Below are 25,620 nucleotides of genomic sequence, written 5' to 3'. Positions count from 1 at the left end.
CGACCACTCAAGCGAAGGCCCAAAAGCGTGTCAGACCCCAAGGTTCTGTTCGTCACCTCCAACCGGATCGGCGACTGCGTGATTTCCTCGGGCGTGATCCGGGAGATCGGACGCCAACTGCCGGGCGCGAAGATCACTGTCGCCTGCGGCCGTCCGCCGGCGCCCTTCTTCCGCCAGGCGCCCGGCGTCGAACGCACCATCATCCTCGACAAGAAAAAGATGGCCGGACACTGGATCGATCTGTGGAAGCAGGTGGTCGGAACCCGCTGGGACATGGTCATCGACATTCGCGGCTCGGCCCTGTCCTACCTGATCCCGGCGAAGCGGCGCGTGATCTACAACCGCTCGTGGGAGACCGGCCTGCGCAAGGTCGAGATGGTGTCGCGCCTGATGGGCTCACAGACGCCGCTGGACCCGGAAATCTGGCTGGATGACAAGGCCCGCGCCGAGGCCGCCGCCGTCATCGATCCGCAACTGGCGGGCGGCGCAGGCTCCGGCCCGATCATCGCCCTGGCGCCGATCGCCCACCAGCCCGGCAAGAGCTGGCCCGCCGACCGCTGGGGCGCGCTGGTGGAGAAGCTGAAAGCCGATGCGCGGTTCGACGGCTGGCGTTTCATGCCGGTCGGCGGGCCCGGCGACCGCCCGCCCGCCACCCCGGCCCTGGAAGCGGCGGGCGAGCGCGGCATCGACTTCGTCGGCAAGGGCGACATTCTGGCGTCCGCCGCCGCCATCGACCGCGCCGACCTGTTCGTTGGCAACGATTCCGGGCTGATGCACGTCTCGGCGGCGCTGGGCGGGCCCACGCTGGGCCTCTTCGGGCCGACGGAGTGGTGGCTGTACGGTCCGTGGGGCCCCAAAACCCGCACTGTTGCGTCGAACGAGACCCGAGGTCAGTTCGCCCCTATCGAAGACCTGACGGTGGATCGCGTCTACGCTGCGGTTCTGGCGCTACACGCCGACTTCATCGCGTCGGCGAAACCCGTCACGCCTTGAAAATAAGGGGTTTGGGGCTCATATAGGCCCACCCGAGGGGAACGCCGCGATTTGTCGCGCGCTTCGTCTCGTCAGAATATCGAACTCTTCGACCACATAAGGAAACGACGCCCATTCGCCGTCCGATGCAAACGCCGCCCGTGAAAGACGGGCCGCCCATCAACCAGGAAATCCGCGCCACCCGCGTTCTGCTTATTGACCAGAACGGCGAAAAGCAGGGCGTGATGCCGCTGTCGGCCGCGCTGGAGGCCGCCGAGGAGGCGGGTCTGGATCTGGTCCAGATCGTCGCCAACGCCGACGCCCCGGTCTGCAAGATCCTGGATTACGGCAAGCATCGCTTCCAGGAGCAGAAGAAGAAGGCGGAGGCGCGCAAGCGCCAGAAGGTCGTCGAGCTCAAGGAGATCAAACTCCGTCCGAACATCGACACCCACGACTATGAGGTGAAGGCCAAGGCCATGCACCGCTTCTTCGACGAGGGCGACAAGGTGAAAGTCACCCTGCGCTTCCGGGGTCGTGAAATGGCGCACCCGGAGCTGGGCATGAAGTTGCTCAACAAGGTGCAGGCCGACTTCGAGGAAGTGGCCAAGGTCGAATACGCCCCGCGTATGGAAGGCCGCCAGATGATCATGATCCTGGCTCCACGCTGAGTCGGTCGATCCGATCCTGAACACGAAACGCCCCGGCTCGCGCCGGGGCGTTTGCTTTTCGAGACCCCGACCACCTTGCCTGATCCGCGCGTCAGCGGTTAGCAATCCGCATGGCGCGTGAGGCGCTCCGGGGGATTTCGGTGTCATCAGTTCGTTTTCCGGTGGCGGTGGCCGCCGCGCTCATGCTCGCGTTCTCCGCAGCCGCCCGCGCCCAGACGCCGGCGCAGACACCCCCACCCCTGAACGCCTATGGCGCCCTGCCCGCGGTCGAACATGCGCGCATCTCGCCCAGCGGCGACCGACTGGCGCTGGTCACCGTCGCCGGTGACGACCGCGTGCTGGTCGTTCTGGACCCTCACGCAGGCCAGATACTCGGCCGCATCGAAGTCGGTCTGGCCAAGGTTCGCGACCTGACGTGGATCGGCGAGAACAATCTGATGATCACCACGACCAGCACCCAGTCCCTGAGCGAGCTGGGCGGTCGTCGCGGCGAACTGCGACTCGGCCAGATCTATGACATCGAGCGGCGGCGACTGGCGTCGGTGTTGCACAACGCCTCCGGCGTCACCCCCTTGCTGGCCGGAGCGGTTGAGGTCCGCCGCCTGCCCGAGGGCGAGGTCGCCTTCGTTCGCGCCTTCAGCTTCGGTGCGGATCGCACCAGCCTGTACCGACTGGACCCCGCCACCGGCCGTGGTCGCGAGGCGGTCCGGCTGAGCGACGACATCCGGGGCCTCGTTCTGGACGCGCAAGCCCAGCCCGTCGCCAGTTCAACCTATGTTCAGGCCTCCGGCCGGTGGGGCCTCGGCTTCTGGAACGGACGGAGCTTCGATGAGGTCTGGTCGACCGTCGCCCCGCTGGACCCGCCCTACATCATGGGACTGGGGCGCGACGGCCAGTCGGTCCTGGTCTCCGCCCGCCGCGATGACAGCCAGAGCACCACCGACGAGAACGGTGCGGTCGTCTTTGAGGTCAACGCCGCCGGAACCTGGACCCCGATGCCGCTCGGTGGTCGCGTCTATCCGCTCTATCACCCGGTCACCGAAGCCCTGTTCGGCAGCGCCCGCTCGACGGACGACGGAACGCAGTATCGTTTCCTGGACCCGGTGGCGGCCGCGACATGGACCACGGTTTCCGATGCCCTTGATGGCCGGGCGCCGGATCTGTCCGACTGGAGCGACGATATGCAGACGGTGCTGGCCTACACCTCCGGCCCGGGCGATTCCGGCTCCTATCATCTGTTCGATCTGGAGCGCCGGACGATGAATGTCGTCGGACAGGCCTATCCGTCGATCACAGGCGATCTGGTCGGCAAGGTGACGCCGATCGCGTATGACGCAGCCGACGGACTGAAAATCCATGGCTACCTGACACTGCCGCCCGGCGCGGACAGCCCGCGAGGTCTGCCGCTTGTGGTTCTGGCGCACGGCGGCCCGGCGTCGCACGACGTGATGGGCTTCGACTGGTGGGCCCAGGCCATGGCTTCGCGCGGCTATGCGGTCCTGCAAGCCAATTTCCGGGGTTCGACCGGCTATGGCCGCGCCTTCCTTGAAGCCGGCTACGGCGAGTGGGGCCGCAAGATGCAGACCGACCTGTCGGACGGCGTCCGCTATCTGGCCGGTCAAGGGATCATCGATCCGGCCCGCGTCTGCATCGTGGGCGCCAGCTACGGGGGCTATGCCGCCATGGCCGGGCCGACCCTGGATCGGGGCGTCTATCGCTGCGCCGTCTCGGTGGCCGGTGTTTCGGACCTGCGCCGTATGGTGGAGAGCGAAGCTCGCGACGCCGCTCGCCCCAACAACGAGACGGTCCGTTACTGGAACCGCTTCATGGGCGCCTCGCGACTGGGCGACCGCGCCATCGACGCCCTGTCCCCGGCCCGACTGGCCGATCAGGCGGACGCGCCCATCCTCCTGATCCACGGCAAGGACGACACGGTCGTGCCGATCGAACAGAGCCGGCTGATGGCCGAGGCCCTGCAACGCGCGGGCAAGTCGCATGAGTTCATCGAGCTTCAGGGCGAGGACCACTGGCTCTCGCGCGCCGAAACCCGCCAACGGATGCTGGCCGAAACGGTCCGCTTCCTTCAGGCGTACAATCCGGCGAATTGAGACTCAGCTTGCCTTGAAGGCTCACTTCGCCTAGAAGCCGCGCCTTCGCGTACCGAACCGCCGGGCGAACAGGCATGCCTGGGCGGTTCTTAATCAGGGCGATCACCCCTCGGGCTCAAGTAGCTCGAAGAGCGGTAGCCCACTCAAAAGAGAGAGTGAAAATGCCGAAGCTGAAGACGAAGTCGGGCGCCAAGAAGCGCTTCAAATTCACCGCCACGGGCAAGGTCAAGGCCGGCGTCGCCGGTAAGCGCCACCGCCTGATCAGCCACAACTCGAAGTACATCCGCCAGAACCGCGGCACTTCGGTCATGGCCGACGCCGACGCCAAGAAGATCAAGTCCTACATGCCGTACGCCTAAGGCGCACCGGCAGACCTGAACTTCCACCGCACGAATTTGAACTGATCCCTGACGCAGCAAGGCCCCGCGGGCCGCGCGACAGGGACTTCCGAAAAGAGAAAACATCATGGCTCGCGTTACCCGGGGCGTTACGTCCCACGCCAAGCACAAGAAGGTTCTGAAGCAGGCCAAGGGCTTCTACGGCCGCCGCAAGAACACCATCCGCACCGCCAAGGCCGCCGTTGATCGCGCCGGCCAGTACGCCTACCGCGACCGTCGCACCAAGAAGCGCAACTTCCGCGCCCTGTGGATCCAGCGCATCAACGCTGCGGCCCGTATCGAAGGCTTCACCTACTCGCAGTTCATCCACGGTCTCGGCGAAGCCGGCATCGAACTGGACCGCAAGGTTCTGGCCGCCATGGCCGCCGACGAAGCCGCCTTCAAGGCGATCGCCGACAAGGTCCGTGACGCCCTCAAGGCCGCCTGAGCCTTTCGGATCGGCTGACTGAAAATACGCCCGCTCCGGTCCGCCGGGGCGGGCGTTTTCGTTTGCATTTCGTCTATAGCCGCCTTGGCGCGCATGCCGGACGTGACGAAAGCGTCCGCGCCCGCTAGATGCTGGCGCACAATGACTGATCTCGCCCAACTCGAACTCGACCTGATCAACGCCATCGGCTCGGCGGAGACCGCCGCCGCTGTCGAGGACATCCGTGTCGCCGCCCTCGGCAAGTCCGGCTCCATCTCCGGCCTGCTGAAAGGCATGGGCGCGATGAGCCCCGATGAACGTCGCGAACACGGTCCGACGATCAACGGCCTGCGCGACCGGGTTCAATCCGCCCTGACGGCCCGCAGGGCCGACCTCGAGGCCGCCGAGCTGGACGCCCGGCTGAAGGCCGAGCACGTCGATCTGACCCTGCCCCCGCGCCCGCGTCGCGTCGGCAGCGTTCACCCGACCATGCAGGTCATGGACGAGATGGTCGCCATCTTCGCCGACATGGGCTTCGCGGTGGCGGAAGGCCCGGACGTGGAGGACGATTTCCACAACTTCACCGCCCTGAACTTCCCGCCCAGGCACCCGGCGCGGGAGATGCACGACACCTTCTTCCTCAAGCCCGACCCGGAAACCGGCGAGCGCAAGGTCCTGCGCACCCACACCAGCCCGGTGCAGGTGCGGACCATGATGAGCCAGAAGCCGCCGATCCGGATCATCGCGCCCGGCCGGACCTTCCGGAAAGATTCGGACGCCACCCACACCCCCATGTTCCATCAGGTCGAGGGTCTAGTGATCGACAAGGGGATCCACATGGGCCACCTGAAGTGGACGCTGGAGACCTTCGTCGCGCGCTTCTTCGAACTGGACGGCGTGGACGCCCGTTTCCGCCCGCACCACTTCCCCTTCACCGAGCCGTCAGCGGAAATGGACATCCGCTGTGATCGCTCGGGCGGCGAGCTGAAGCTGAACACCGGCGACAGCTGGATGGAAATCCTGGGCTGCGGGATGGTGCACCCGAACGTGCTGCGCGCCTGCGGCATTGACCCTGATGAGTATCAGGGCTTCGCCTTCGGCATGGGCGTGGATCGTCTGGCGATGCTGAAATACGGCATCTCGGACCTGCGTCCGATGTTCGAGGCCGACACCCGGTGGCTGGCCCACTACGGATTCTCCGCCTTCGCCGCGCCGAACCCGGCCAGCGGCCTGAGCTGAACCCCTTTCAAGAGAACGAGATCGCCATGACCGACGCCGCTCCCATCACCGTGACCATTGACCCGACACTGGCCGACCGCACCACCTACGAAAAGCAGGGCGTCTGGCTGCCGGCCTTCGCCATGGGCCACATCCAGGCGGGCAAGACCGTGATCGACGGCAAGACCTTCACCGACTGCGTGATCGAGGGGCCCGCCGTTCTGTACGCGACGGAGAACGTCTATTTCGACAACTGCAACCTGGGCATCACCGCCAACGGCGCGAACCTGCTGCTGCAGACCGTCGGCGAGAAGGTCACCGGCGTGATCGCGTTCTCCAACACCACCTTCGTGCGTTGCCGCTTCGTCGGCATCGGCTTCACCGGCCATCCTGACTTCATGAAGCAGATCGCCGAAAACCTTCAGATCATCGGCGGCGGCGAAGCGTGAAGTTCACCCTCTCCTGGCTGAAGGACCACCTCGACACAGAGGCTGACGTCTCCGCGGTGGCCGACGCCATGACCATGGCCGGGCTCGAGGTCGAGGACGTCCACGATCCGATCGCCGCCCTGGCTCCGTTCAGCGTGGCCAGGATCATCTCGGCCGAGCGCCATCCCAACGCCGACCGCCTGCAGGTCTGTCAGGTCGAGACCGTCGACGGGATGAAGGAGATCGTTTGCGGCGCCCCGAACGCGCGCGCGGGCCTGACCACCATCTACGCCCCCATCGGCGCCTATGTGCCCGGCTTGGGCGTGACCTTGGTCGAGAAGCCGGTGCGCGGCGTGGTGTCGAACGGCATGCTGTGCTCGGCCGCCGAGCTGGAGCAGCCGGGCGAGAGCGACGGCATTCTGGAGTTGAGCGACGACCTTCAGGTCGGGACGCCCGCCGCCGGCGTCTTCGGCGCCGAGCCGGTCATCGACTTCGAAGTGACCCCCAACCGTCCCGACTGGCTGGGCGTGGCGGGCATCGCCCGCGATCTGGCCGCCGCCGGTCTGGGCACGCTGACCACCCCGGCCATCGAACCGGTCGCCGGAAGCTTCACCTCCCCGATCACGGTGCGCCTCGATGCGCCGGAGATGTGCCCGGTGTTCGCCGGTCGCACTATCCGGGGCGTGAAGAACGGACCATCGCCCGAGTGGCTGAAGCGCCGTCTGGAAGCCATCGGCCTGCGCTCGATCAACCGGCTGGTGGATATCACCAACCTGATCTCCTACGACCGCGCCCGCCCGCTGCATGTCTATGACATCGCCAAACTGTCGGGCGACCAGATCGTGGTGAGAGGGCCGATGTCTCATCGGCGCCCCCCAATGCTTGCTGGTGAAATCGCCGATGGCGTTAGCGAGGTTATTGAGGACTACGATCAGTTCGTCGCTCTGAACGGCGTGACCTACGCGATCCCAGCTGACGATCACGTGGCCATTATTGCGGACGCGAATGGCGAACGCATGATCGGCCTCGGTGGCGTCATGGGCGGCGAGAGCACCGGCTGCTCGGACGAGACGGTCGACGTTTTCGTCGAGAGCGCCTGGTTCGACCCCATCCTGATCGCCCAGACCGGCCGGACGCTGGCCCTGACCTCGGACGCCCAGTACCGGTTCGCGCGCGGCGTGGACACGGCTTCGGTCGTGCCCGGCGTTGAACTGGCGACGAAGCTGATCCTTGAGCTGTGCGGCGGGGAACCGTCGGAAGTGACCGTCGCCGGTCAGGCCCCGGCCATTCCGGCCGCCTTCGCCTTCGATCCGGCCCGTGTCGGGTCGCTGACCGGCCTGACGCTGACAGACGACCGCATCGCCGACATCCTGATCGCTCTCGGCTTCACCGTGGAGCGTGGCTCGCTGTGGTCGGTGACCCCGCCGTCATGGCGCCGCGACGTTCATGGCCCCGCCGATCTGGTGGAAGAGGTCGCCCGCATCGAGGGCTTCGACCAGCTGCCGACCACCCCGCTGCCCGATCAGGGGGCTCCCTCGAGGGGTGTCCTGAATCCGCGTCAGGCGCGGGTGCGTCTGGCCCGCAGGGCGCTGGCGGGCATGGGCTATGCCGAAGCCGTCACCTGGTCCTTCACCAAACAGTCCATCGCGACCCTGTTCGGCGGTGGCGATGACAAGCTGGTGCTGGAAAACCCCATCGCGGCCGATCTGGACTGCATGCGACCCTCGGCCCTGCCGAACCTGATCCAGGCGGCGGCGCGCAACGCCGCGCGCGGCCACGCCGACGCAGCCCTGTTCGAGATCGGTCCGATCTATCTGGACGACCAGCCGAACGGTCAGCGGACCGTCATCGCCGGTCTGGTGGCACCGCGCTCGACCCGTCACTGGGGCGGGGCGTCGGAAGACGCGCTGTTCGCGCTCAAGGGCGACCTGATCGCCCTGCTGGACCAACTGGGCGCGCCGACGGCGTCGCTGCAACTGGTCCAGGGCCAGAACCGCGACTGGTGGCACCCCGGTCGCTCCGCGCGCCTGCAACTGGGCCCGAAGAACGTCATGGTCGAGTTCGGCGCCCTGCACCCGCGCGTGCTGAAGGCGCTGGACGCAGACGCCCCGATGCTGGCCTTCGAGATCGTGCTGGATGCGGTTCCCGAACCGCGCGGCGCCAAAACCAAGGCACGCGGCAAGGCCGGTCTGTCGACCCTGATGCCGCTGACCCGCGACTTCGCCTTCGTGGTCGAGGAAGCCAGGCCCGTGGGGGAGCTGACCCGCGCGGTGGCGGGGGCGGACAAGGCCCTGATCGCGGATGTGCGCGTGTTCGACGTCTATCGCGGCAAGGGCGTGGACGACGGCTTCAAGTCGGTGGCGCTGGAGGTCGAACTTCAGCCGGTCGAGGCTACCCTGACCGACGCGGAGATCGAGGCCGTCTCGGCCAAGGTCGTCGCGGCGGCGGCCAAGATCGGGGCCCAACTCAGGAGCTGAGGCTGGTGGAGCGGATGCAGGGGTCCGAGGGTGGGAGCGGCATTGAACAGCCGTCACACGCCCCACCGCCCCTTGGCTACGCCCGCCTGTTCCTGCGCTTTCTGGGGTTCGGCCTTCATGCCTTCGGCGGCCCGGTCGCGCAGATCGCGATGATCCGCAAGGCGCTGGTCGAGGACGAGCGCTGGATTTCGGGCAAGGACTTCAACCGTCTGCTGGCGGTGCTGCAGATCCTTCCGGGACCGGAGGCGCACGAACTCTGCGTGCATCTGGGCATCCGGGCCAGAGGGCGGATCGGCGGTCTGCTGGCGGGTCTCGGCTTCATGCTGCCGGGGCTGCTCCTGATGCTGGCGGCGGCATGGGCCTACAAGACGTTTCTTGCCGACGCCCATCTTGTGGAGGCGGCCTTCCTCGGCGTTCAGGTCGGGGTCCTGGCCCTCATCGCCCGGGCCGTGCGGCAGATCGGGGGCCATGTGCTTGATGACGCCCTGCTGTGGCTGCTGGCGCTCGGGGCGCTTGCGGCGACCCTTGCGGGAGTGAGTTTCTGGGTGGTTCTGGCGACCACCGGCGCGCTGTACACGGTATCCGCCCCCGGTCGATGGCTTCTGCGGATGGTGGTTTTGCTGGCGGGCGCCGGCGCGGCGCTGGCGCTTCATGGGCTGGACCTGAGCGGGACGCCCTTGCTGTCCGTGTCCGGGGGGGCGGTGCAGGCGGACGCGCCGGGGCTGTTCTGGTCCGGGTTGAAGGCCGGGCTGCTCACGTTCGGCGGAGCCTACACCGCCATCCCCTTCGTCCGCACGGATACGGTCGGACGCGGCTGGATCAGCGAGCCGTCCTTCCTCGACGGCGTGGCCTTCGCCGGCGTCCTGCCCGCGCCCCTGGTCATCTTCTGCACCTTCGTGGGCTATATGGCGGGCGGTTGGATCGGGGCCCTCGCCATCACCGTCGGGGTCTTCCTCCCGGCCTTCGCCTTCTCCATGCTTCTGTACGAACGACTGGAACGGATCGTCGGAGACCACCGCCTGCACCGGGCCCTCGCCGGTGTCGCCGCAGGCGTGGTCGGTCTGATCGCGGCCACCCTGCTGCAACTCGCCGGATCGACCGCGGAGCGTGTTCCGGCGCTATGGCCCGCGCTCCTGATTTTCGGAGCGGGAACGGCGATCATCTGGTTCTGGCGGAGCCGCTACGCCGCCCCCGCCGTGATCGCCGTCTCGGCCCTGATGGGACACGCCTTGTTCGTCGGTTGAGATCGACCCGGCAATCTCCCGTTAACTTTACGGCCCCAAGGCTGACGCAAAGCCCGGCGACGGTGGGTCGAACGCCCGCGTGAGCCGGGCGGACCATCCCGACTCCGGAGCCCAGCCCATGCACCGCCGCCAGTTGATCTTCTCGGGTCTCGCCGCCTCCGGCGCCGCCGGCCTGTCCGCCTGCGCCAGCACCGGCCCGGCGGACCCCAACTATCCGATCCGCTCGGACGCGACCGCGCCGACCTATACCTCGGACGAACTGATCGCCGCCGGGTCGCGCGAACTGGGCATCGCCGCCGAAGCGATCGGCGGCGCCATCGAGCGGGTCTTCGCCGATCAGGGCGGCGCCCCGACCGCCTATATCGCGGGTGAAGAAGGCGCCGGCGCCGCCGGCGTCGGCCTGCGCTACGGCCGAGGCGCCCTGCACATGAAGGACCTCTCGGCCTCGCAGGAAATCTTCTGGCAGGGCATCTCGATCGGCTGGGATGTCGGCGGCAACGGCAGCCGGGTCTTCACCCTCGTGTACGGTCTCTACTACCCGGACATGATCTATCGCCGGTACCCCGGCGTGGAAGGCTCGGCCTACCTCGTGGGCGGGCTCGGCGTGAACTACCAGCGCGCCGACGGCATCGTCCTGGCCCCGATCCGCACCGGCGTCGGCCTGCGCCTCGGCGCCAACGTCGGCACCATGTCCTACAGCCGCCAGCGCAATATCCTGCCGTTCTAGGACCCATGCTGCGGGCGGGGGCCATCATCACGGTCGCCCTTCTGGCGCTGGCGGGTTGCCAGCGCCCCGCTCCGCCGTCCGACATCACCGGCCTGCTGCGGGATCAGGGGTTCGCTTTTCTCGACATAGAGCCCACGGTCACGATCAGCCCGCTCTGCTCGATGCAGGTCGGCGCGACCCGCTACGATTTGTTCTGGCACGAATGGGTCCAGCAGAACCCGGTGGGGGCGCAGCACGCCGCCGGCCGCCTGATCCAGCTTCATGACGGCCGAACCTACGATGGCCACTATGGAGCGCTGCCGAATGAGCGGCCCAGCTGTCGGCCAGACCGACGGCAGATCATATTCGGTTCGAGTTTCATCGGCCTGGGCCAGGAAGGCCTGCCACAGAGCATCTTCGTCGACGGCCAGTTCTACACGCGCGACCGCTAGGCGCGGGAGATCATCGCCTCAAGCCCCTCGCGCCAACCCGGATATCTCGGTCGCCAGCCCAGTTCGGCCTTGGCCTTCGCGTTCGAGAGGCGTTTGGAGTCGCGGTAGAAGCGACGCATGGAGTCGGACACCGACGGATCGTCCAGATCGACTTCGGGCGGCAGGGGCAGGCCCAGCCGCTTCGCCGCGCCCTCGATGACCACGTCCGCCGCCGACGGCTCGTCGTCGCACAGGGTGTAGGCCGCGCCGGGGTGCGGGCGGGCCATGGAGGCGAACAGGCCCGCGACCGCGTCGTCCACATGCACCCGGTTGAAGATCTGCCCGGGCTTGCGGACGATCCGCGCCGTGCCGTCGCGCAGGCGATCCAGCGGCGAGCGGCCGGGGCCGTAGAGGGCGGGCAGGCGGAACAGCTGGACCGTCAGCCCCATGCCCCGTCCGGCGTCCAGCCAGTCCCGCTCGGCCCGGACGCGGCGCGCGCCCTCAAGGCTGGCGGCGTTCAGTTCATCGTCCTCAAAGGCCCAGCCGCCCGCGCGGTCGCCGAAGACGGCGGTGGACGAGACATAGCCGATCCAGTCGGGCCAGGCGCCCGAGGCGGTGATGGCGGGGATCAGCGCCTTCAGCCCCGGACAGCCCTGGGCGTCCGGCGGCGTGGTGATCAGCAGGGCGGTAGCCTGCCCCACCGCGGCGGCCAGCGCGGCCTCATCCGCCGGATCGACGGCTGCAACGCCCTCGGCCTCCAGCACGGCGCGGGTGGCGGGGTCGCGCGAGGTGGCGACGGCCTCGCCGCCCCTGCGCAGGGCCTCCAGCGCCGCGGCGCGGCCCAGCCATCCGCCGCCGAAGACCAGCAGGGACAGAGGCGGCGAAACAGCGTCGGACATCAGACCTCAGGCGGAGCGGATTTGGTCGGCGGCGCCGCTGGAAACAGTGACGCTTTCGCTCTTCAGCGCGTCGGCGCGCTTCCCGTTCCAGCTGGAGACGCAGGGAATCTTGGTCCGGTCGGCGCGGTCGGCGTACCGGCGGGCGATTTCGGTCACATCCTGCATCAGGCCCTCGGCCAGGGTGATCGGCTTCAGACCCAGTTCCCGGAACTGGTCATTGGCCACGACCAGCTCATTCTCGTCCGCCTCCTGACGCGGGTTGGGGACATTGTGAACTGGAGCCCCCGTCATGCCGGCCACCATGGCCGCCAGATCGCGCACCCGGCGGCTCTCGGTCATCTGGTTCAGGATCTTCACCCGTTCGCCCGACTTTGGCGGGTTCTTCAGGGCCAGTTCGACGCAGCGGACGGTATCCTGAATGTGAATGAAAGCCCGCGTCTGCCCGCCCGTGCCGTGCACCGTCAGCGGATAGCCCAGCGCGCCCTGCATCAGGAAGCGGTTCAGAACGGTGCCGTAGTCGCCGTCATAGTCGAAGCGGTTGATCAGCCGCTCGTCCTTGCGGGTCTCCTCGGTCTGGGCGCCCCAGACGATGCCCTGATGCAGGTCGGTGATCCGCAGCCCGTCATTCCTGGCGTAGAACTGGAACAGCAGGGCGTCCTGCGTCTTGGTCATATGATAGATCGAGCCGGGGTTCGGCGGGAACAGGATTTCCTGCTCGGTCGGGCCGAACTCGGTGTCCACCGTGACCTTCAGATAGCCCTCGGGGATGCGCAGGCCGGCGGTCGTATAGCCGTAGACCCCCATGGTGCCGAGGTGCGCCAGATGGACGTCCCGCCCGCTCTCGACGATGGCCGCCAGCAGGTGGTTGGTGGCGTTCAGATTGTTGTCGACCGTGTACAGCTTGTGCCGCGCGGTCTTCATCGAATAAGGCGCGGCGCGCTGTTCGGCGAAGTGAACCACGCTGTCAGGCGCCCAGTCCCGGATCAGGGTGACGAGCCGGTCGAATTCCTTGCCGACCGTCATATTCACGAACTCGATGGTCTTGCCCGAAACCTCCTGCCACGCGGCGATGCGCTCGCCCATGGTCCGGATGGGGGTCAGCGACTGGACCTCCAGCTCGTTATCGATGTTCCGACGGCTGAGGTTGTCGACGATGCACACGTCCCAGCCGCGCGCCGAAAGATGCAGCGCCGTCGGCCAGCCGCAGAAGCCGTCGCCGCCCAGAACCAGTACGCGCATGATCTTCCTCGTCATTAGGTGGCGACCTGCCTAGCCGAAGCCGGGCAGCCGTAAAAGCGGCGCCTTATCGCAGGTTCAACGGCGCGGGCGGGACTTCCAGTCGGCCCGGCTCTGTCCCCAGGCGTCGACGGACACGTCCGCGAAGGGCGGCGGCAGGCGCGTCGGTCCCAGATTGCGCGATCCGACCCGCTCGGCCAGCCGTTGGGACGGGGTGTTCTCCGGGTCGATGCAGTGGATCACATCCTCCCAGCCCAGCACGTCGAAGGCGTAGTCCAGCGTCGCCGTGGCCGCCTCCACGCCATAGCCCTTGCCCTGCGCGTCCGGATGCAGGCCCCAGCCGACCTCATTGCCCGGCCAGCCCTCGGGCCGCCACGGCCCAATCCGGCCCAGCCAGAGGCCGGTGTCGCGTTCGATGACCGAGAACATTGCGATCCCCGTCAGGCTCCACGCCCCGGCCATGGTCATGAAGCCCCGCCATGCCGTCGCCGCGGGCTGAACGCCGCCGAGGAAGCGCGACGCCTCAGGGTCGGCCATCATTTCCGCCCAGCGCGGGAAGTCCTCCATCGCAATGGTGCGCAGGATCAGGCGTTCGGTGTTCAGCACCGGTCCGGTCACAGCAGATACTCCCGTTCAAGCTGGTACTGGCTGCCGTCCGAGGTCAGGACGCTGGAATAAAGGCCAAAGCGGTCGATCCGGATTGGCGGCGAATGCAGCAGGTTGTGGCCGGTGATCCAGGCGCCGACCCGGGCCGGATCGGTCTGGGGCTTCAGATAGGCGAGGGTCAGGTGCGGACGGTACTCGCGCCGTTCGATCTCGATCCGCGCGCGCTCGGCGGCCGACCGGCAGCGCCCCGCCAGCACGTTCAGCCGTTTGCTGGGCACGACCCCGGCCCAGATGGTGTGACTGCGGTGCGCGTCGCCGAAGGCGCCCACGCCCTGAAGTTCGATCTCGAACGCCCCGCCGGTCGCCGCCCGCTCCAGCTCGGCGGCCAGATCATCCGCCCGGCGCTCGTCAATCTCGCCATAGAAGGCCAGGGTGATGTGAAGGTGATCCTCGCCACGCCATTTCGCGCCGGGCAGGCCCGTTTGCCGACGCTTCAGCGTCTCGGCCACATCGTCAGGGACGGAAAGGGCGGTGAACAGCCGGATCATGCGACCGTTGGTAGCGGGTCCGAACCCAAGTCCCAAGTCCGCTTTTCCTTGCGGAAGGGACGGCCGCGACCGATATTTGCGTGAATGGTCGGGATTGCCCGACCCAAAGGAGGATCGAAACCGCGATGAGCGATTTCAGAAACGGATATTCCATCCCGCAGACCGTCGACATGTCGGTGGACGCGGGCCTGCGCAAATTCATGCTCGGGGTCTACAACAAGGTCGCCCTCGGCCTGCTGGTCTCGGCCGTACTGGCCTATATCACCGGCTCGGTGCCGGCGGTCACCCAGTTGCTCTTCAACACGGCCGTCTTCCCTGACGGCGTGACCCGCATCACGGGATACACCCTGCTCGGCATGATCGTGGCCTTCTCGCCGCTGGTCATCCTGCTGGGCTCCAACTTCGTGATGAAGAACCCGACCTCGGGCGGAGCCAGCGCGCTGTACTGGCTGATCGTGGCCCTGATCGGCGCCTCCATGGGCACCGTGGTCCTGCTCTACACGGGCGCCTCGGTGGTCCAGACCTTCCTGATCACCGCCGCCGCCTTCGGCGCGCTCAGCCTGTTCGGCTACACGACCAAGAAGGATCTGACCGGCATCGGTTCGTTCCTGATCATGGGCGTGATCGGCCTGATCATCGCCTCGGTGGTGAACATGTTCCTGCAGAACGGCATGATGCAGCTGATCATCAGCGCCGCCGGCGTGCTGATCTTCGCGGGCCTGACCGCCTACGACACCCAGCGCCTGAAGATGACCTACTACGCCATCGGCGGGAACGAGAACGCGATGGGCGTGGCCACCAGCTACGGCGCGCTGAGCCTCTACATCAACTTCATCAACATGTTCCAATTCCTGCTCGCCCTGTTCGGCGGCCGTCGTTGATTGGAGAACTCTGACGCTCGCGAAGCGAGCGTCAGGCGACCTGACATGGCCTCAAGCAGCGAGCCGCCGCGCGGCGAGCGTTAGGCGGAAAAGAGGAAGGGCCCAGACGGCGACGTCGGGGCCCTTTTGATTCCGGGGCTTTTTCTATTCGATGACGGTGAACTTGCGGCTGTCGAAGACGCGCAGGACCTGGGCCAGATCGCGCCCCCGTTTCAGGACCATGCCGCCCTCGCCGATCACCGCCCACTCTCCCTGTTTCAGACGCAGGGCGGGCCGCTTCTCGATCCGGTAGGCAGGGGCGTCGCCCGAGCGGCGGAAGACGGCGAACTCAGCGACGTCCTTGTGGCCGATCATGGCGTAGTCGCGCCACTCGCCCGAGGCGACCATCCGGCCATAGACCCTGAGGATCTGGTCCAGCTCCCGCCGGTCAAAGAAGACCGGCCCGGCCTGGGGCTGCGCGTCGGCGGCGTCGTTCATCACTCCAATCTAGGCCGGTCCGCGCCCGGCGCCAGTCCCTCGGCCGGACCCGCCGCTCCATCGAACAACGTGTCCGGAACGCCGCAACGCGAAGAAATCGCACAGAACACGAAAACGCCTCTGTTCCGCCCATCGCCCGCCCCCTTGGAAGGCGAAACGAGAGACATCGGCTCGTCGGAGTTCGGAACGGTCCCGGATCCTGAACAGCCCCCCCAGCCCCCCTGGATTGTTCCATTCAAGGGCTTCGGCGGGCCGATGCTTCCTCCAAAGCGAGACGCCCGCTCCGCCTCTCCCCCAACCGGCTGAGCGGGCGTTTTGCTGTCCGCGGTCCGGGCCGGAGCCCCGGGCGGAGCTCCGGATCAGGAGAGGATCAGGGCAGGGTGACCCGCTCGGTGTCGCCGCTCCGTTCAACCGACAGACGCCGCTCGCCCTGACCGTCCAGCGCACGGGCAAACGCCGAAAGGGTCGACACCGACCGGCCATTGACCGACCGCACGATGTCTCCGGCCTGCAATCCGGCCGCCGCGGCGGGGGAGCCGCCTTCAACCGCGAAGACCTGCAGACCATCGGCGCTTTCGCGGATCGAGGCGCCCCGGCTGATGACGACCTCGGCGCCGACCGTGACCTGACGTTCGCTGTTCGCCTCTACCGTCAGGGTCGCGCGGGCCTCGTGGCCATCACGCAGATAGACCACCTCCACCTGGGTTCCGGGTTCGGCGATGCCGATCGCGGCCTGCACGGTGCCGGCGTTGGAGACCGGGCGGTTGCCGACACGGGTGATCACGTCGCCACGACGCAGGCCCGCGCGCTCGGCGGACGAGCCGGGCGCCACGTCCTCGACCACCGCGCCTCGCACGATGCCCAGACCGAATTCGCGCGAGCGTTCAGCGTTCAGCGAGCCGAGAATGGCGCCGGTGACGCCGCGACGCACCTCCCCGTGAGCGCGCAGCTGCTCGACCACATACATCATGATCCGGCTGGGCACGGCGAAGGCGATGCCGTCGTTGCCGCCGCCGCCGCCTGACAGGATGGAGGTGTTGATGCCGATCAGGCGGCCCCGGCTGTCCAGCAGAGGCCCGCCCGAGTTGCCCGAGTTCACGGCGGCGTCAGTCTGGATGTAGTCCTCGATCCGGTCGCCCATGCCCGATCGGCCCAGACCGGAGATCACACCCATGGTCAGGGTCTGGTCGAGGCCCAGCGGATAGCCGACCGCGAAGGCCAGGTCGCCGGTGCGCAGGCGATCCGAACTGGCCACCTCGATCTGCGACAGGCCCGGCGCCGTGATCTGGAGCACGGCGATGTCGGTGGCCTTGTCGGCGCCGATCAGCACGGCGTCGAAGATGCGGCCGTCCGTCAGATCGACCGTGAATTTCTGGCCGCCGTCGACCACGTGATTATTGGTCACGACAATGCCCTGCGCCGCGTCGATCACGGCGCCGGAGCCGCTGGCCGTCGGGCGGGGCTCGTTGTCGCCGGAGCTCGGTCCACGCGACTGACCCAGGGTCGTCACCTGCACCACGGCGGGCAGGGCGCGCTCCAGATCGGTGGCGAAGGTGAACACGCCTCGCTCGGCGTCATAGGGGATCGGCGACGTCGGGGTCTGGGCGGCGGGGGCCGGATCGACCGACTGGGCCACGGCCGGGGTCACGATCAACAGGGGGGCGGCGAACGCGAGGGCCAGAACGGAAACTCCGCCTGCCCGGAAGATGGTGCGCCGCATGCTCGTGTCCTCTTCAGTCCTGATCCGGACCCTAGCGCGAGAATTGCGCTGTGACGACAGCCCCCGGACGGGCGTCATCAATCGTCATGGACGCGCCGTGGCGTTTCAGGATCGCGCGCACAAAGGCCAGCCCCATGCCATGGCTCTCGCGACCCTCGGCCGTGGAGGCGGCGACGACGGCCGCGGCGTCCGCAGCCTCGTGCCGGAAGCCCGGCCCCTGGTCCGCGACGGACAGGCGGGGGCGTCCCTCGACGCTGGACACGCTCAGGGTCACCACGCCCCCGTCCGGTGAATATTTGACCGCATTGTCCACCAGATTGGCTGTCGCGCGCTGCAACAGGGTGCGAACGCCCAGCACCTCGACGGATTCGGCCTCCACCCGGATCGAGACGCCCCGTTCCTCGGCCAGCGGCTCATAGAGTTCAGCGCATTGTCGGGCCAGAACGTCCAGCCGGACCGGCTCGAAAGACCAGGCCTCGCCGTCGCGCAGGGCCATGGCCTCATTCATCGCGCGGGTCAGTTCCTGCAAGTCCGCGCGGGCCTCGGCGACCAGCCGCTTCATCGCGGGCGTGGACGCGGTCTCGCCCAGCTTCTCGAGGCGGGCCGTCGCGCGGGCGATGGGGGTGCGGAAATCGTGGGCCAGCTGGTCCGCCGAATCCCTCAGCCAGGCCAGCAGCTCTTCCAGCCGATCCAGCGTCCGGTTCACATGGCCGGACAGCTCTGTCAGTTCCGGCGCCACCTCGGTCTCGGGCGCCCGCTCGGAGAAGTCACCGACCGCGGCCCGGTCCAGGGCCACGCTGACGCGGGCGACGGCGCTGGTCAGACGACGACGGGCGAAGGTCGCGGCGACCAGACCGATGGCCACCAGCAGCACGCCCGCGCCGATGACCGCCGCCACCGCCCAGCCCCAGGCGTCGCCCGAGGCATCCACCACCCGGCCCACCGCGATGTCCAGCGCGCCGAGCGAGCGGCGAACCACCACGACCTCGACCGGACGGGTCGAACACAGCACCCCCTTGCCCAGCCGGACCACATAGACATCTTCGCCCAACCGCGACGAACGCTCGCCGCGCGTGGTCTCCAGCTCCGAAAGGCCCGCGGGCTTGCCGACCGGGGCGCGGATGAACCGCACGCCCGCGCCGCCCCGTCCGGTCTGGCAGGTCTCCTCCAGCGTCCGGGCCTCATTCTCGCGCGCGGGACCGTTCTGGAAGGCGGTCAGCCAGTTGGACAGATAGACGGCGTCGGCGGGCGACAGGGCGTCGCCGGTCATGCCTTCGACCCCCAGCTTGGCGGCCATGGCGCCGTAGTCGTCCAGCGCGGCCAGCGCGGCCTTCTCACGCTGGTCGATCCGCACCGCCGCACCGGTAATAGCCAGGGAACCGGTCAGGGCCAGCGCCGACAGCACGGCGATGCCCACGGCCAGCTGGGTGGTCGTCCGCCGTCCCAGCCAGGCTCGAATCCGCCGGAACGGCCAGCTCGCCACAGTGTCAGCCCGTCCAGTCGGACAGGTCGCGGAATACCAGACTCTGGCTACGCGCGGAGACGATCAGCGGGTGCAGGTCTTCGCCCAGTTCCGGCGCCTGCTCCTTCAGCCGACGGCGCAGGGCGCTGATGCGGGCGTCGATGATGTTGACGAAATTGTCGGGCAGGAAGTTCCACTCCACCCAGCACCGGTCCCACAGCATGGTCTTGGTCACCGGCTGGCCCCGAGCGCTCATCAACTCGCACACGATGGCGAACTCCAGCGGCGACAGGTCGATGGTGCGCGAGACATCGGACAGCTCCAGCTTCACCGTCCGCGCGCCGAACGACAGGCGGAAGGGACCGTTGACCAGATCGGCGTTGACCGGCCTGGCCCGGCGGGCGGCGCGGCGCAGCTGCGCCGCGATGCGGGCCAGAAGCTCCTCGTCCCCGACCGGCTTGGCCAGATAGTCGTCGGCGCCTTCCAGCAGCCCCTCGACCTTCTGCCGCTCGCCGCCCAATGCGGTCAACATCAGGGCGGGTGCGTCCGCCGACGGACCGCTGGAGGCCCGAAGGCGCTTCAGGGTCTCCAGCCCGTCCAGCCCGTTGGTCATGCGATCAAGGATCAGCACGTCGTAGGATTTTCCCGCCGTGGCCTCGAGCGCGGCCTCGCCCCGATCGACCCGGTCCACGGTCGCGAACCCGGCGCGCAGCAGCCGCTCGGCGACATGTTCGGACAGGTCGGGATCATCCTCGAGCAGCAGGGCGGCGCGGCCCGCGAAGACCTCATGCAACCGTGCGAAGGACTCGTCTCCCTCAGTCACCGCTTCTCCGTCCATCAGCTGTCTCCCGTCGCCGGACGATAGGCCGTTGAAGCCCGATGGCAATGCTCGACCGTCCCGGTCGCCGACCCTGCTCGCGGGCGGGCGCGGGCGGGCCTGATTCTTCCTGACCGAACACCGATTGCGGAGCCGGGTCGCCGTGATACCGTCCCGATCCCGACAGGAGGTTCCGCCATGCTCGCCGCCGCCGCTCTCGCCCTCGCGCTTCAGGCCACGCCGTCGGGCTCGGTCGCTCCGACCTCACCCGACCATCTGGCGGTGCTGGCGCCGGTCAACGCTGTCTTCGACGCCCTCGCCGCCCGCAGCGCCGCAGGGCTGGACGCCCATTTCGACCCGACGGCGCAGCTTACGGTCGTGCATGAGCGAGCCGGAGCCGAGAGCCGTGTCACCCACATCACCCTGCAGCAGTTCACCGGCGGGCTGGAGCCCGGCCCCGAGCGGCTGGAAGAGGTGATGATAAACCCCACCGTCGCGGTGAACGGCGACGTCGCCATGGTCTGGGGCGAGTACGTGTTCCGCATCGACGGTCGCCTGAGCCACTGCGGCGTCGACCATTTCAATCTGGTCCGTCAGGCCGGCGTCTGGAAGATCGCCAGCCTGACCTGGAACCAGCGCACCACGGGCTGCGAGGCGCTGGACGCGGCGGCGCGCGCGCAGTGACGCGCACCTGAGAAAGCGCTCAAGCAGCGAGGCTCCGCGAGCCGAGCGTTAGCGCGGCGCGAAGCGCCCCTTCCTAGAATGCGCTTTCGCCCGTGATCGCCCGACCGAGGATCAGGGCGTGGACGTCGTGGGCGCCCTCGTAGGTGTTGACCGTCTCGAGGTTCATGGCGTGGCGCATGACGTGCAGCTCGCCGGTGATGCCCGCGCCGCCGTGCATGTCGCGGGCCTCGCGGGCGATGGCCAAGGCCTTGCCGCAGTTGTTGCGCTTCATCATCGAGATGGCCTCGGGACACCAGTCGCCGTTGTCGAGACGACGGCCGAGCGCCAGCGCGCCCTCGAAGCCGAGGAAGATTTCGGTTTGCATGTCGGCCAGCTTCTTCTGCACCAGCTGGCGCGAGGACAGCGGGCGGCCGAACAGCATGCGCTCCGCCACATAGTCTCGTGTCGCGTGGAAGCAGAACTCGGCGGCGCCCATCGCGCCCCACGAAATACCGTAGCGCGCCTTGTTCAGGCAGGAGAACGGCCCGCGCAGGCCCTTCACGTTCGGCAGCAGGTTCTCTTCCGGCACGAAGACGTCGTTCAGGCCGATGTCGCCGGTGATGGAGGCGCGCAACGAAAGCTTGTCGCCGATCTTGTCGGTGGTGAACCCGTCCATGCCGCGCTCGACGATGAAGCCGCGGATCACGTCATCCAGCTTGGCCCACACGACCGCGAGGTCGGAGATCGGCGAGTTGGTGATCCAGTATTTGGCGCCGTTCAGGCGATAGCCCCCATCGACCTTGACCGCCCTGGTCTTCATCGACGCGGGGTCCGATCCGCCGTCCGCTTCGGTCAGGCCGAAGCAACCGATCAACTCGCCGGCGGCCATGCGCGGAAGGAACTTCATCTTCTGCTCTTCCGAGCCGAAGGCGTAGATCGGGTACATGGCCAGCGACGACTGCACCGACATGGCCGAGCGATAGCCCGAATCCACCGCCTCGATCTCCCGCGCGATCAGGCCGTAGGCGACATGGCTGGCGCCCGCGCCGCCGTACTGCTCCGGCAGGGTGGCGCCGAGAAAGCCCATCTCGCCCATCTCGGTCATGATCGAGCGGTCGAAGGTCTCATCGCGGAAGGCGGCGACCACGCGCGGCAGCAGCTTCTCGCGCGCATAGGCGCGGGCCGCGTCCTGGATCATCCGCTCGTCATCGGTCAGGCGGCCGTCCAGATCCAGCGGGTCTTCCCAGCGGAAGGTCTTTTGGGTGGTCGAGCCGTCGGCCATGGTGTGTTTCCTGTCTGTGCGGGGTTCAGGCGATCGTGAGATGACGTGACGATCAGCCCCCTGTTCTCCTGCGCGGTTTAGGCCAGAATGGCGGTCGCGGGTAGAGGCACGGCCCGCGACATGTCAGGGTGGGGACCATGATGCACGCGATGAAACGCCTGTTCGCCGATCATCCTCGCGAAGTGGGCGAGGGCTATTTCGAGCATATGGGCCATGCCCTCGGCTTTTGCCTGAAGCTGGCGCGTCTGTCCGGCTGCGCCCTGGCCCATGCCGTGGTGCCCGGCGTGCACAAGACGACCGTGTCCGACGAGATCAGGCGCATGGCCCGCGACATGGGCGGACGCGCCGAGGAAGCCCGCAACACCCGCATGCGCGACGCCGGCGTGTGGGACGTCGGTCTTTGAGTCGTCTGTCGGCCGTTCTTCTGCTGACGCTCGGTCTGGGCGGATGCTTCTGGTTCGACGAGGACGCCGGACAATGGTCGACACCCGACCAGATCAGGGCCGCCGCCGCCCGCTGCGGGATCGCCGACTTCGAACCGACCAAGGCCGGCGACGCCTGGGCCGCCTATGTCGATGACAGCGTGCCCGACCATCAGGCGAAGGAAGACTGCATCTACGCCGACCTCGAGGCGCAGGGCCGCCTGACCACCCGCTAGGCCGGACCTTCTCCACCGGACGGCGGTGGGGTACTCAATCCCCATGACCCAAGGCCCCCTCTCCGGTATCCGCGTTCTCGATCTCAGCCGCGTGCTGGCCGGTCCATGGGCGACGCAGACGCTGGCGGACCTCGGCGCGGAAGTCATCAAGATCGAGCGGCCCGGCGTCGGCGACGACACCCGCCAATGGGGCCCGCCCTTCACGACGAAGGCTGACGGATCAAAGGGCGACGCCGCCTACTTCCTGTGCGCCAACCGGGGCAAGAAGTCGGTCGAGCTGGACATCGCCAGCCCAGAAGGCGCCGCCGCCGTGCGCGAACTGGCCAGGACCTGCGATGTGGTGGTCGAGAATTTCAAGACCGGGGGCCTGCGCAAGTACGGGCTCGACTACGCCGGGCTGTCGGCGGTCAATCCGAAGCTGGTCTACTGCTCCATTACCGGCTTTGGTCAGGACGGGCCGGACGCCCATCGCGCGGGCTACGACTACATGATCCAGGCCATGGGCGGCCTCATGTCGATCACCGGCCAGCCGGACGGCGCGCCGGGCGCCGAGCCGATGAAGGTGGGCGTGGCCGTCGTGGACCTGTTCACCGGCCTGTACGCCTCCAACGCCATCATGGCCGCCCTGCTGCACGCCCGCGCGAGCGGTGAAGGTCAGCACATCGACGTCGCCCTGTTCGACGTCCAGACGGCCATGCTGGCCAATCAGGCGGCCAACTACTTCGTGTCCGGCAAGGCGCCGACGCGGATGGGCAACGCCCACCCCAATCTGGCCCCCTACCAGCCCTTCCCATGCAGCGACGGGATGGTGGTGATCGCGGTCGGCAATGACGGCCAGTATCGCGCCCTGTGTCTGGCGCTGGGCGTGGAAAGCCTCGGGACCGACGCCCGCTTCGCCACCAACGCCCAGCGGGTGGCCCATCGCGAGGAGCTGACGCCCGCCCTGTCAGCCCTGACCTGCAAGCACAGCATGAAGGCCCTGATGGCCATGCTGGAGGCCGCGGGCGTGCCCTGCGGCCCGGTCAACACGATTGATCAGGTGTTCGACGAGCCGCAGGCCGTGCATCGCGGGCTGGAGGTCCATCAAACCCGCGCCGACCTCGACGGCCCGGTCCGCACCGTCGCCTCGCCGATCCGGATGTCGAAGACCCCCGTCGCCTACGACCGCGCGCCGCCCGCGCTGGGGGCGGATACGGAAGAGGTGCTGGGCGGGCTGAAGAAGAGCTAGCCGCCGGGCTACATGCAGACCCAGTCATCATAAGGCACCGGCGCACGCTCCCACCCCGTCAGGGTCAACAGAATGCCCAGCCCCACCGCGACGGCGAAGAGAACCGGCCCCAGCCCGCGCGGCCGACCTGAACGCCCGTCCGTGGCCTCCGCCGGCTCCTCCTCGAGCTGCTCGTCACCGGCGCGCAGGCGGCTGAGCAGGGCGCGGGCTGCCGCCGCCTGATTGTCCGGCACGGACAGCCCCACCCCGCCCAGCGCGAGCAGCGCCAGCGTATTGGTCTTGGCGTGCTCCGCCCCGCCCAGCACCGGATCATAGCCCTCCGCGCGAAGACGCGCGGCGGCGATCTCGGCTTCGTACACATCCGCGAAACGGGCGATTTCGGTCAGGTCCATCAGCTCCAGATAGTGATGGTCGCCGTCCAGACCAGTCGCCACCGGAATTGAAAACGGCGGTCGCCCTTCGGCGACCGCCGCTTCAATGTCAGTCCGGAGACCGCCCTTACAGGTCCAGCAGGGCGCGCGCCGGGTCTTCCAGCAGTTCCTTGACGCGGACCAGGAAGGTCACGGCTTCCTTGCCGTCGACGATGCGGTGATCGTAGCTGAGGGCGATGTACATCATCGGGCGGATCTTCACCTCGCCGTTGATGGCCATCGGGCGCTGCACGATGTTGTGCATGCCCAGAATGCCCGACTGCGGCGCGTTCAGGATCGGCGTCGACATCAGCGAGCCGTAGGTGCCGCCGTTGGTGATGGTGAAGGTGCCGCCCTGCAGCTGGTCCAGGGTCAGGCTGCCGTCACGGGCGGCCTTGCCCAGCGCGCCGATGCCCTTTTCGATACCGGCCAGCGACAGGGTGTCCGCATCGCGCAGGACCGGAACCACCAGACCCTTGTCGGTGCCGACGGCGACGCCGATGTCGTAGTGGTTCTTGTAGATGATGTCGGTGCCGTCGATCTCGGCGTTGACCGCCGGAATCTCGTGCAGGGCCGCGACGACCGCCTTGGTGAAGAAGGACATGAAGCCGAGCTTCACGCCGTGGCGCTTCTCGAACACGTCCTTGTACTGGGCGCGCAGGGCCATGACGTTGGTCATGTCCACCTCGTTGAAGGTGGTCAGCTGGGCGGCGGTATTCTGCGATTCCTTCAGGCGACGGGCGATGGTCTGACGCAGGCGCGTCATCTTCACCCGTTCCTCACGCGGCTGGTCGGCGCGCGGGGCGGCCGGAGCAGCAGCGGCGACCGGAGCAGCGGCGGGGGCCGGCGCGGAGGCGTCGATGGCGGCCAGCGCGTCACCCTTGGTGATGTTGCCCTTCGGACCGGTGGCCGGAATGGCCTTCGGGTCGAGGTTGTTCTCGGTCACCACACGCTGGACGGCCGGCGACAGGTGCGGCGCGTCAGAAGCGATCTGGGCCGAACCGGCGTTGGCCGAAACGGCGGCCGGGGCCGGAGCAGCGGCGGCAGCGGCGCCCGAAGCCGAGATCGAACCGATCTGCTGGTTCGGGGTCACGCTGGCGCCGGGGTCGGCCAGAATGGTCAGCACGCCCGCGGCCGGAGCCGAGACTTCCACGGCGACCTTGTCGGTCTCGATCTCGACCAGCAGTTCGTCCTTGGCGACGGTGTCGCCCGACTTCTTCAGCCAGGTTCCCATCGAGCCTTCGGCGACGCTTTCGCCCATGGTCGGAACGTTGATGGCGACCACATCGCCCGACGGGGCCGCAGCAGCGGCGGGGGCGGCAGCCGCCGGAGCAGGCGCGGCGGCCGGAGCGGCGGCGGCGGGAGCAGCGGCGGCTCCGCCTTCCGACACCACGCCCAGCACGGCGTTGGGAGTGACGGTGTCGCCTTCGGCGAATTTGATCTCGGCCAGAACGCCGTCGGACGGCGACACGACTTCCAGCGAGACCTTGTCGGTTTCCAGCTCGACCAGGACCTCGTCCTTCTTCACCGGGTCACCGGCCTTCTTCGTCCACTTGCCGATGGTGGCTTCAGTGACGGATTCGCCGAGGGCGGGGGTGAGGATGTCGGCCATGGTCGGGTCCGGTTCTCTTTTGACGGTCAGTTATCTAGTCATCATCCCGGCGGCGGGGGAACCAC

Annotated in this window: 27 protein-coding genes; 16 read left to right on the top strand and 11 right to left on the bottom strand. The window is 67.9% G+C overall.

From position 1 onward, the window contains the following. Positions 1 to 27: 27 nt before the first annotated feature. The 11 genes from ACODRV_RS13500 to ACODRV_RS13450 all read left to right on the top strand — a co-directional run bounded on the left by ACODRV_RS13500 (position 28) and on the right by ACODRV_RS13450 (position 11,077). Positions 28 to 993, top strand: a complete 966-nt coding sequence (locus ACODRV_RS13500) for a glycosyltransferase family 9 protein (protein WP_488908657.1) — start codon at positions 28 to 30, stop codon at positions 991 to 993. Between the two features lie 125 nt (positions 994 to 1,118). Continuing rightward, the gene (infC, locus tag ACODRV_RS13495) at positions 1,119 to 1,640 is read left to right on the top strand and encodes a translation initiation factor IF-3 (RefSeq protein WP_141625603.1); all 522 of its coding nucleotides are present in this window, start codon (positions 1,119 to 1,121) and stop codon (positions 1,638 to 1,640) included. Between the two features lie 140 nt (positions 1,641 to 1,780). Then, complete coding sequence (locus tag ACODRV_RS13490) at positions 1,781 to 3,748, top strand: alpha/beta hydrolase family protein (protein ID WP_488908656.1); 1,968 nt, start codon at positions 1,781 to 1,783, stop codon at positions 3,746 to 3,748. Between the two features lie 161 nt (positions 3,749 to 3,909). Continuing rightward, positions 3,910 to 4,107 (top strand): 50S ribosomal protein L35, encoded by a 198-nt coding sequence (rpmI, locus tag ACODRV_RS13485; RefSeq protein WP_003166435.1) that lies wholly within the window; start codon positions 3,910 to 3,912, stop codon positions 4,105 to 4,107. A gap of 106 nt (positions 4,108 to 4,213) precedes the next feature. Continuing rightward, positions 4,214 to 4,573 carry a 50S ribosomal protein L20 gene (gene rplT, locus ACODRV_RS13480; RefSeq protein ID WP_141625602.1) on the top strand — a complete coding sequence of 120 codons (360 nt, stop codon included), beginning with the start codon at positions 4,214 to 4,216 and terminating at the stop codon, positions 4,571 to 4,573. A gap of 141 nt (positions 4,574 to 4,714) precedes the next feature. Continuing rightward, the gene (gene pheS / locus ACODRV_RS13475) at positions 4,715 to 5,791 is read left to right on the top strand and encodes a phenylalanine--tRNA ligase subunit alpha (protein WP_488908655.1); all 1,077 of its coding nucleotides are present in this window, start codon (positions 4,715 to 4,717) and stop codon (positions 5,789 to 5,791) included. A 26-nt stretch (positions 5,792 to 5,817) separates the two neighbouring features. Next, positions 5,818 to 6,219, top strand: coding sequence for a hypothetical protein (locus ACODRV_RS13470; RefSeq protein WP_141625600.1), 402 nt, complete (start codon positions 5,818 to 5,820; stop codon positions 6,217 to 6,219). Further along, positions 6,216 to 8,675 carry a phenylalanine--tRNA ligase subunit beta gene (gene pheT, locus ACODRV_RS13465; protein WP_488908654.1) on the top strand — a complete coding sequence of 820 codons (2,460 nt, stop codon included), beginning with the start codon at positions 6,216 to 6,218 and terminating at the stop codon, positions 8,673 to 8,675. Before ACODRV_RS13470 ends, pheT begins: the two co-directional genes overlap by 4 nt. 14 nt (positions 8,676 to 8,689) lie before the next feature. Further along, complete coding sequence (chrA, locus tag ACODRV_RS13460; RefSeq protein WP_488908681.1) at positions 8,690 to 9,919, top strand: chromate efflux transporter; 1,230 nt, start codon at positions 8,690 to 8,692, stop codon at positions 9,917 to 9,919. A gap of 118 nt (positions 9,920 to 10,037) precedes the next feature. Further along, positions 10,038 to 10,646 carry an EipA family protein gene (locus ACODRV_RS13455; protein ID WP_141625598.1) on the top strand — a complete coding sequence of 203 codons (609 nt, stop codon included), beginning with the start codon at positions 10,038 to 10,040 and terminating at the stop codon, positions 10,644 to 10,646. 5 nt (positions 10,647 to 10,651) lie between these two features. Further along, a complete protein-coding gene (locus ACODRV_RS13450) occupies positions 10,652 to 11,077 on the top strand; it encodes a hypothetical protein (RefSeq protein ID WP_488908653.1) in 426 nt (141 codons plus the stop codon). Here ACODRV_RS13450 and ACODRV_RS13445 read toward each other — a convergent pair. The 4 genes from ACODRV_RS13445 to thpR form a co-directional block, all read right to left on the bottom strand. After that, on the bottom strand, positions 11,074 to 11,955 hold the full coding sequence (locus ACODRV_RS13445) for a Rossmann-fold NAD(P)-binding domain-containing protein (protein WP_141625596.1): 882 nt from the start codon (positions 11,953 to 11,955) through the stop codon (positions 11,074 to 11,076). The two genes, ACODRV_RS13450 and ACODRV_RS13445, sit on opposite strands and share 4 nt — an antisense overlap. A 6-nt stretch (positions 11,956 to 11,961) precedes the next feature. Next, on the bottom strand, positions 11,962 to 13,194 hold the full coding sequence (locus ACODRV_RS13440) for an NAD-dependent epimerase/dehydratase family protein (RefSeq protein WP_488908652.1): 1,233 nt from the start codon (positions 13,192 to 13,194) through the stop codon (positions 11,962 to 11,964). A 75-nt stretch (positions 13,195 to 13,269) separates the two neighbouring features. After that, entirely contained in the window at positions 13,270 to 13,809 is a 540-nt protein-coding gene (locus ACODRV_RS13435; protein ID WP_141625594.1) for a GNAT family N-acetyltransferase, read from the bottom strand. After that, positions 13,806 to 14,345, bottom strand: coding sequence for an RNA 2',3'-cyclic phosphodiesterase (thpR, locus tag ACODRV_RS13430; protein WP_141625593.1), 540 nt, complete (start codon positions 14,343 to 14,345; stop codon positions 13,806 to 13,808). The genes ACODRV_RS13435 and thpR overlap by 4 nt, the downstream gene beginning before the upstream one ends. Before the next feature lie 125 nt (positions 14,346 to 14,470). On the opposite strand from thpR, the gene ACODRV_RS13425 reads away from it, so the two are divergent. Continuing rightward, positions 14,471 to 15,226, top strand: coding sequence for a Bax inhibitor-1/YccA family protein (locus ACODRV_RS13425; RefSeq protein WP_141625592.1), 756 nt, complete (start codon positions 14,471 to 14,473; stop codon positions 15,224 to 15,226). A gap of 144 nt (positions 15,227 to 15,370) precedes the next feature. On the opposite strand, the gene ACODRV_RS13420 is transcribed toward ACODRV_RS13425, so the two are convergent. The 4 genes from ACODRV_RS13420 to ACODRV_RS13405 form a co-directional block, all read right to left on the bottom strand. Continuing rightward, the gene (locus tag ACODRV_RS13420; RefSeq protein ID WP_141625591.1) at positions 15,371 to 15,703 is read right to left on the bottom strand and encodes a DUF2794 domain-containing protein; all 333 of its coding nucleotides are present in this window, start codon (positions 15,701 to 15,703) and stop codon (positions 15,371 to 15,373) included. A gap of 370 nt (positions 15,704 to 16,073) precedes the next feature. Further along, complete coding sequence (locus ACODRV_RS13415; RefSeq protein WP_488908651.1) at positions 16,074 to 17,423, bottom strand: trypsin-like peptidase domain-containing protein; 1,350 nt, start codon at positions 17,421 to 17,423, stop codon at positions 16,074 to 16,076. 31 nt (positions 17,424 to 17,454) lie between these two features. After that, a complete protein-coding gene (locus tag ACODRV_RS13410; RefSeq protein ID WP_488908650.1) occupies positions 17,455 to 18,906 on the bottom strand; it encodes a sensor histidine kinase in 1,452 nt (483 codons plus the stop codon). A 4-nt stretch (positions 18,907 to 18,910) separates the two neighbouring features. Next, entirely contained in the window at positions 18,911 to 19,723 is an 813-nt protein-coding gene (locus tag ACODRV_RS13405) for a response regulator transcription factor (RefSeq protein WP_141625588.1), read from the bottom strand. A gap of 177 nt (positions 19,724 to 19,900) precedes the next feature. Between ACODRV_RS13405 and ACODRV_RS13400 the strand changes: the two genes are divergently transcribed. Continuing rightward, on the top strand, positions 19,901 to 20,386 hold the full coding sequence (locus ACODRV_RS13400) for a nuclear transport factor 2 family protein (RefSeq protein WP_488908649.1): 486 nt from the start codon (positions 19,901 to 19,903) through the stop codon (positions 20,384 to 20,386). A gap of 73 nt (positions 20,387 to 20,459) precedes the next feature. On the opposite strand, the gene ACODRV_RS13395 is transcribed toward ACODRV_RS13400, so the two are convergent. Continuing rightward, complete coding sequence (locus tag ACODRV_RS13395) at positions 20,460 to 21,647, bottom strand: acyl-CoA dehydrogenase (protein WP_488908648.1); 1,188 nt, start codon at positions 21,645 to 21,647, stop codon at positions 20,460 to 20,462. Positions 21,648 to 21,796: 149 nt separating this feature from the next. Here ACODRV_RS13395 and ACODRV_RS13390 point away from each other — a divergent pair, with 149 nt between their 5' ends. Genes ACODRV_RS13390 through ACODRV_RS13380 form a run of 3 tightly spaced genes read left to right on the top strand, consistent with a single transcriptional unit; the run spans position 21,797 to position 23,533 of the window. After that, positions 21,797 to 22,051: a DUF6356 family protein gene (locus ACODRV_RS13390; RefSeq protein WP_240811707.1), complete on the top strand. Its 255-nt coding sequence runs from the start codon at positions 21,797 to 21,799 to the stop codon at positions 22,049 to 22,051. Next, a complete protein-coding gene (locus ACODRV_RS13385) occupies positions 22,048 to 22,305 on the top strand; it encodes a hypothetical protein (protein WP_488908647.1) in 258 nt (85 codons plus the stop codon). The genes ACODRV_RS13390 and ACODRV_RS13385 overlap by 4 nt, the downstream gene beginning before the upstream one ends. Before the next feature lie 43 nt (positions 22,306 to 22,348). Beyond that, positions 22,349 to 23,533: a CaiB/BaiF CoA transferase family protein gene (locus ACODRV_RS13380; protein WP_488908646.1), complete on the top strand. Its 1,185-nt coding sequence runs from the start codon at positions 22,349 to 22,351 to the stop codon at positions 23,531 to 23,533. An 8-nt stretch (positions 23,534 to 23,541) separates the two neighbouring features. Here ACODRV_RS13380 and ACODRV_RS13375 read toward each other — a convergent pair whose 3' ends face one another. Both ACODRV_RS13375 and odhB read right to left on the bottom strand, forming a co-directional pair. Beyond that, positions 23,542 to 23,967, bottom strand: a complete 426-nt coding sequence (locus tag ACODRV_RS13375; RefSeq protein WP_488908645.1) for a hypothetical protein — start codon at positions 23,965 to 23,967, stop codon at positions 23,542 to 23,544. A gap of 64 nt (positions 23,968 to 24,031) precedes the next feature. Beyond that, entirely contained in the window at positions 24,032 to 25,555 is a 1,524-nt protein-coding gene (gene odhB, locus ACODRV_RS13370; RefSeq protein ID WP_488908644.1) for a 2-oxoglutarate dehydrogenase complex dihydrolipoyllysine-residue succinyltransferase, read from the bottom strand. Between the last annotated feature and the right edge of the window lie 65 nt (positions 25,556 to 25,620).

It is taken from the genome of Brevundimonas sp. FG8 (genome assembly GCF_057808845.1).
The sequence above is the reverse complement of the archived record's forward strand: the minus strand, read 5'-3'. Positions and strand labels throughout refer to the sequence as shown.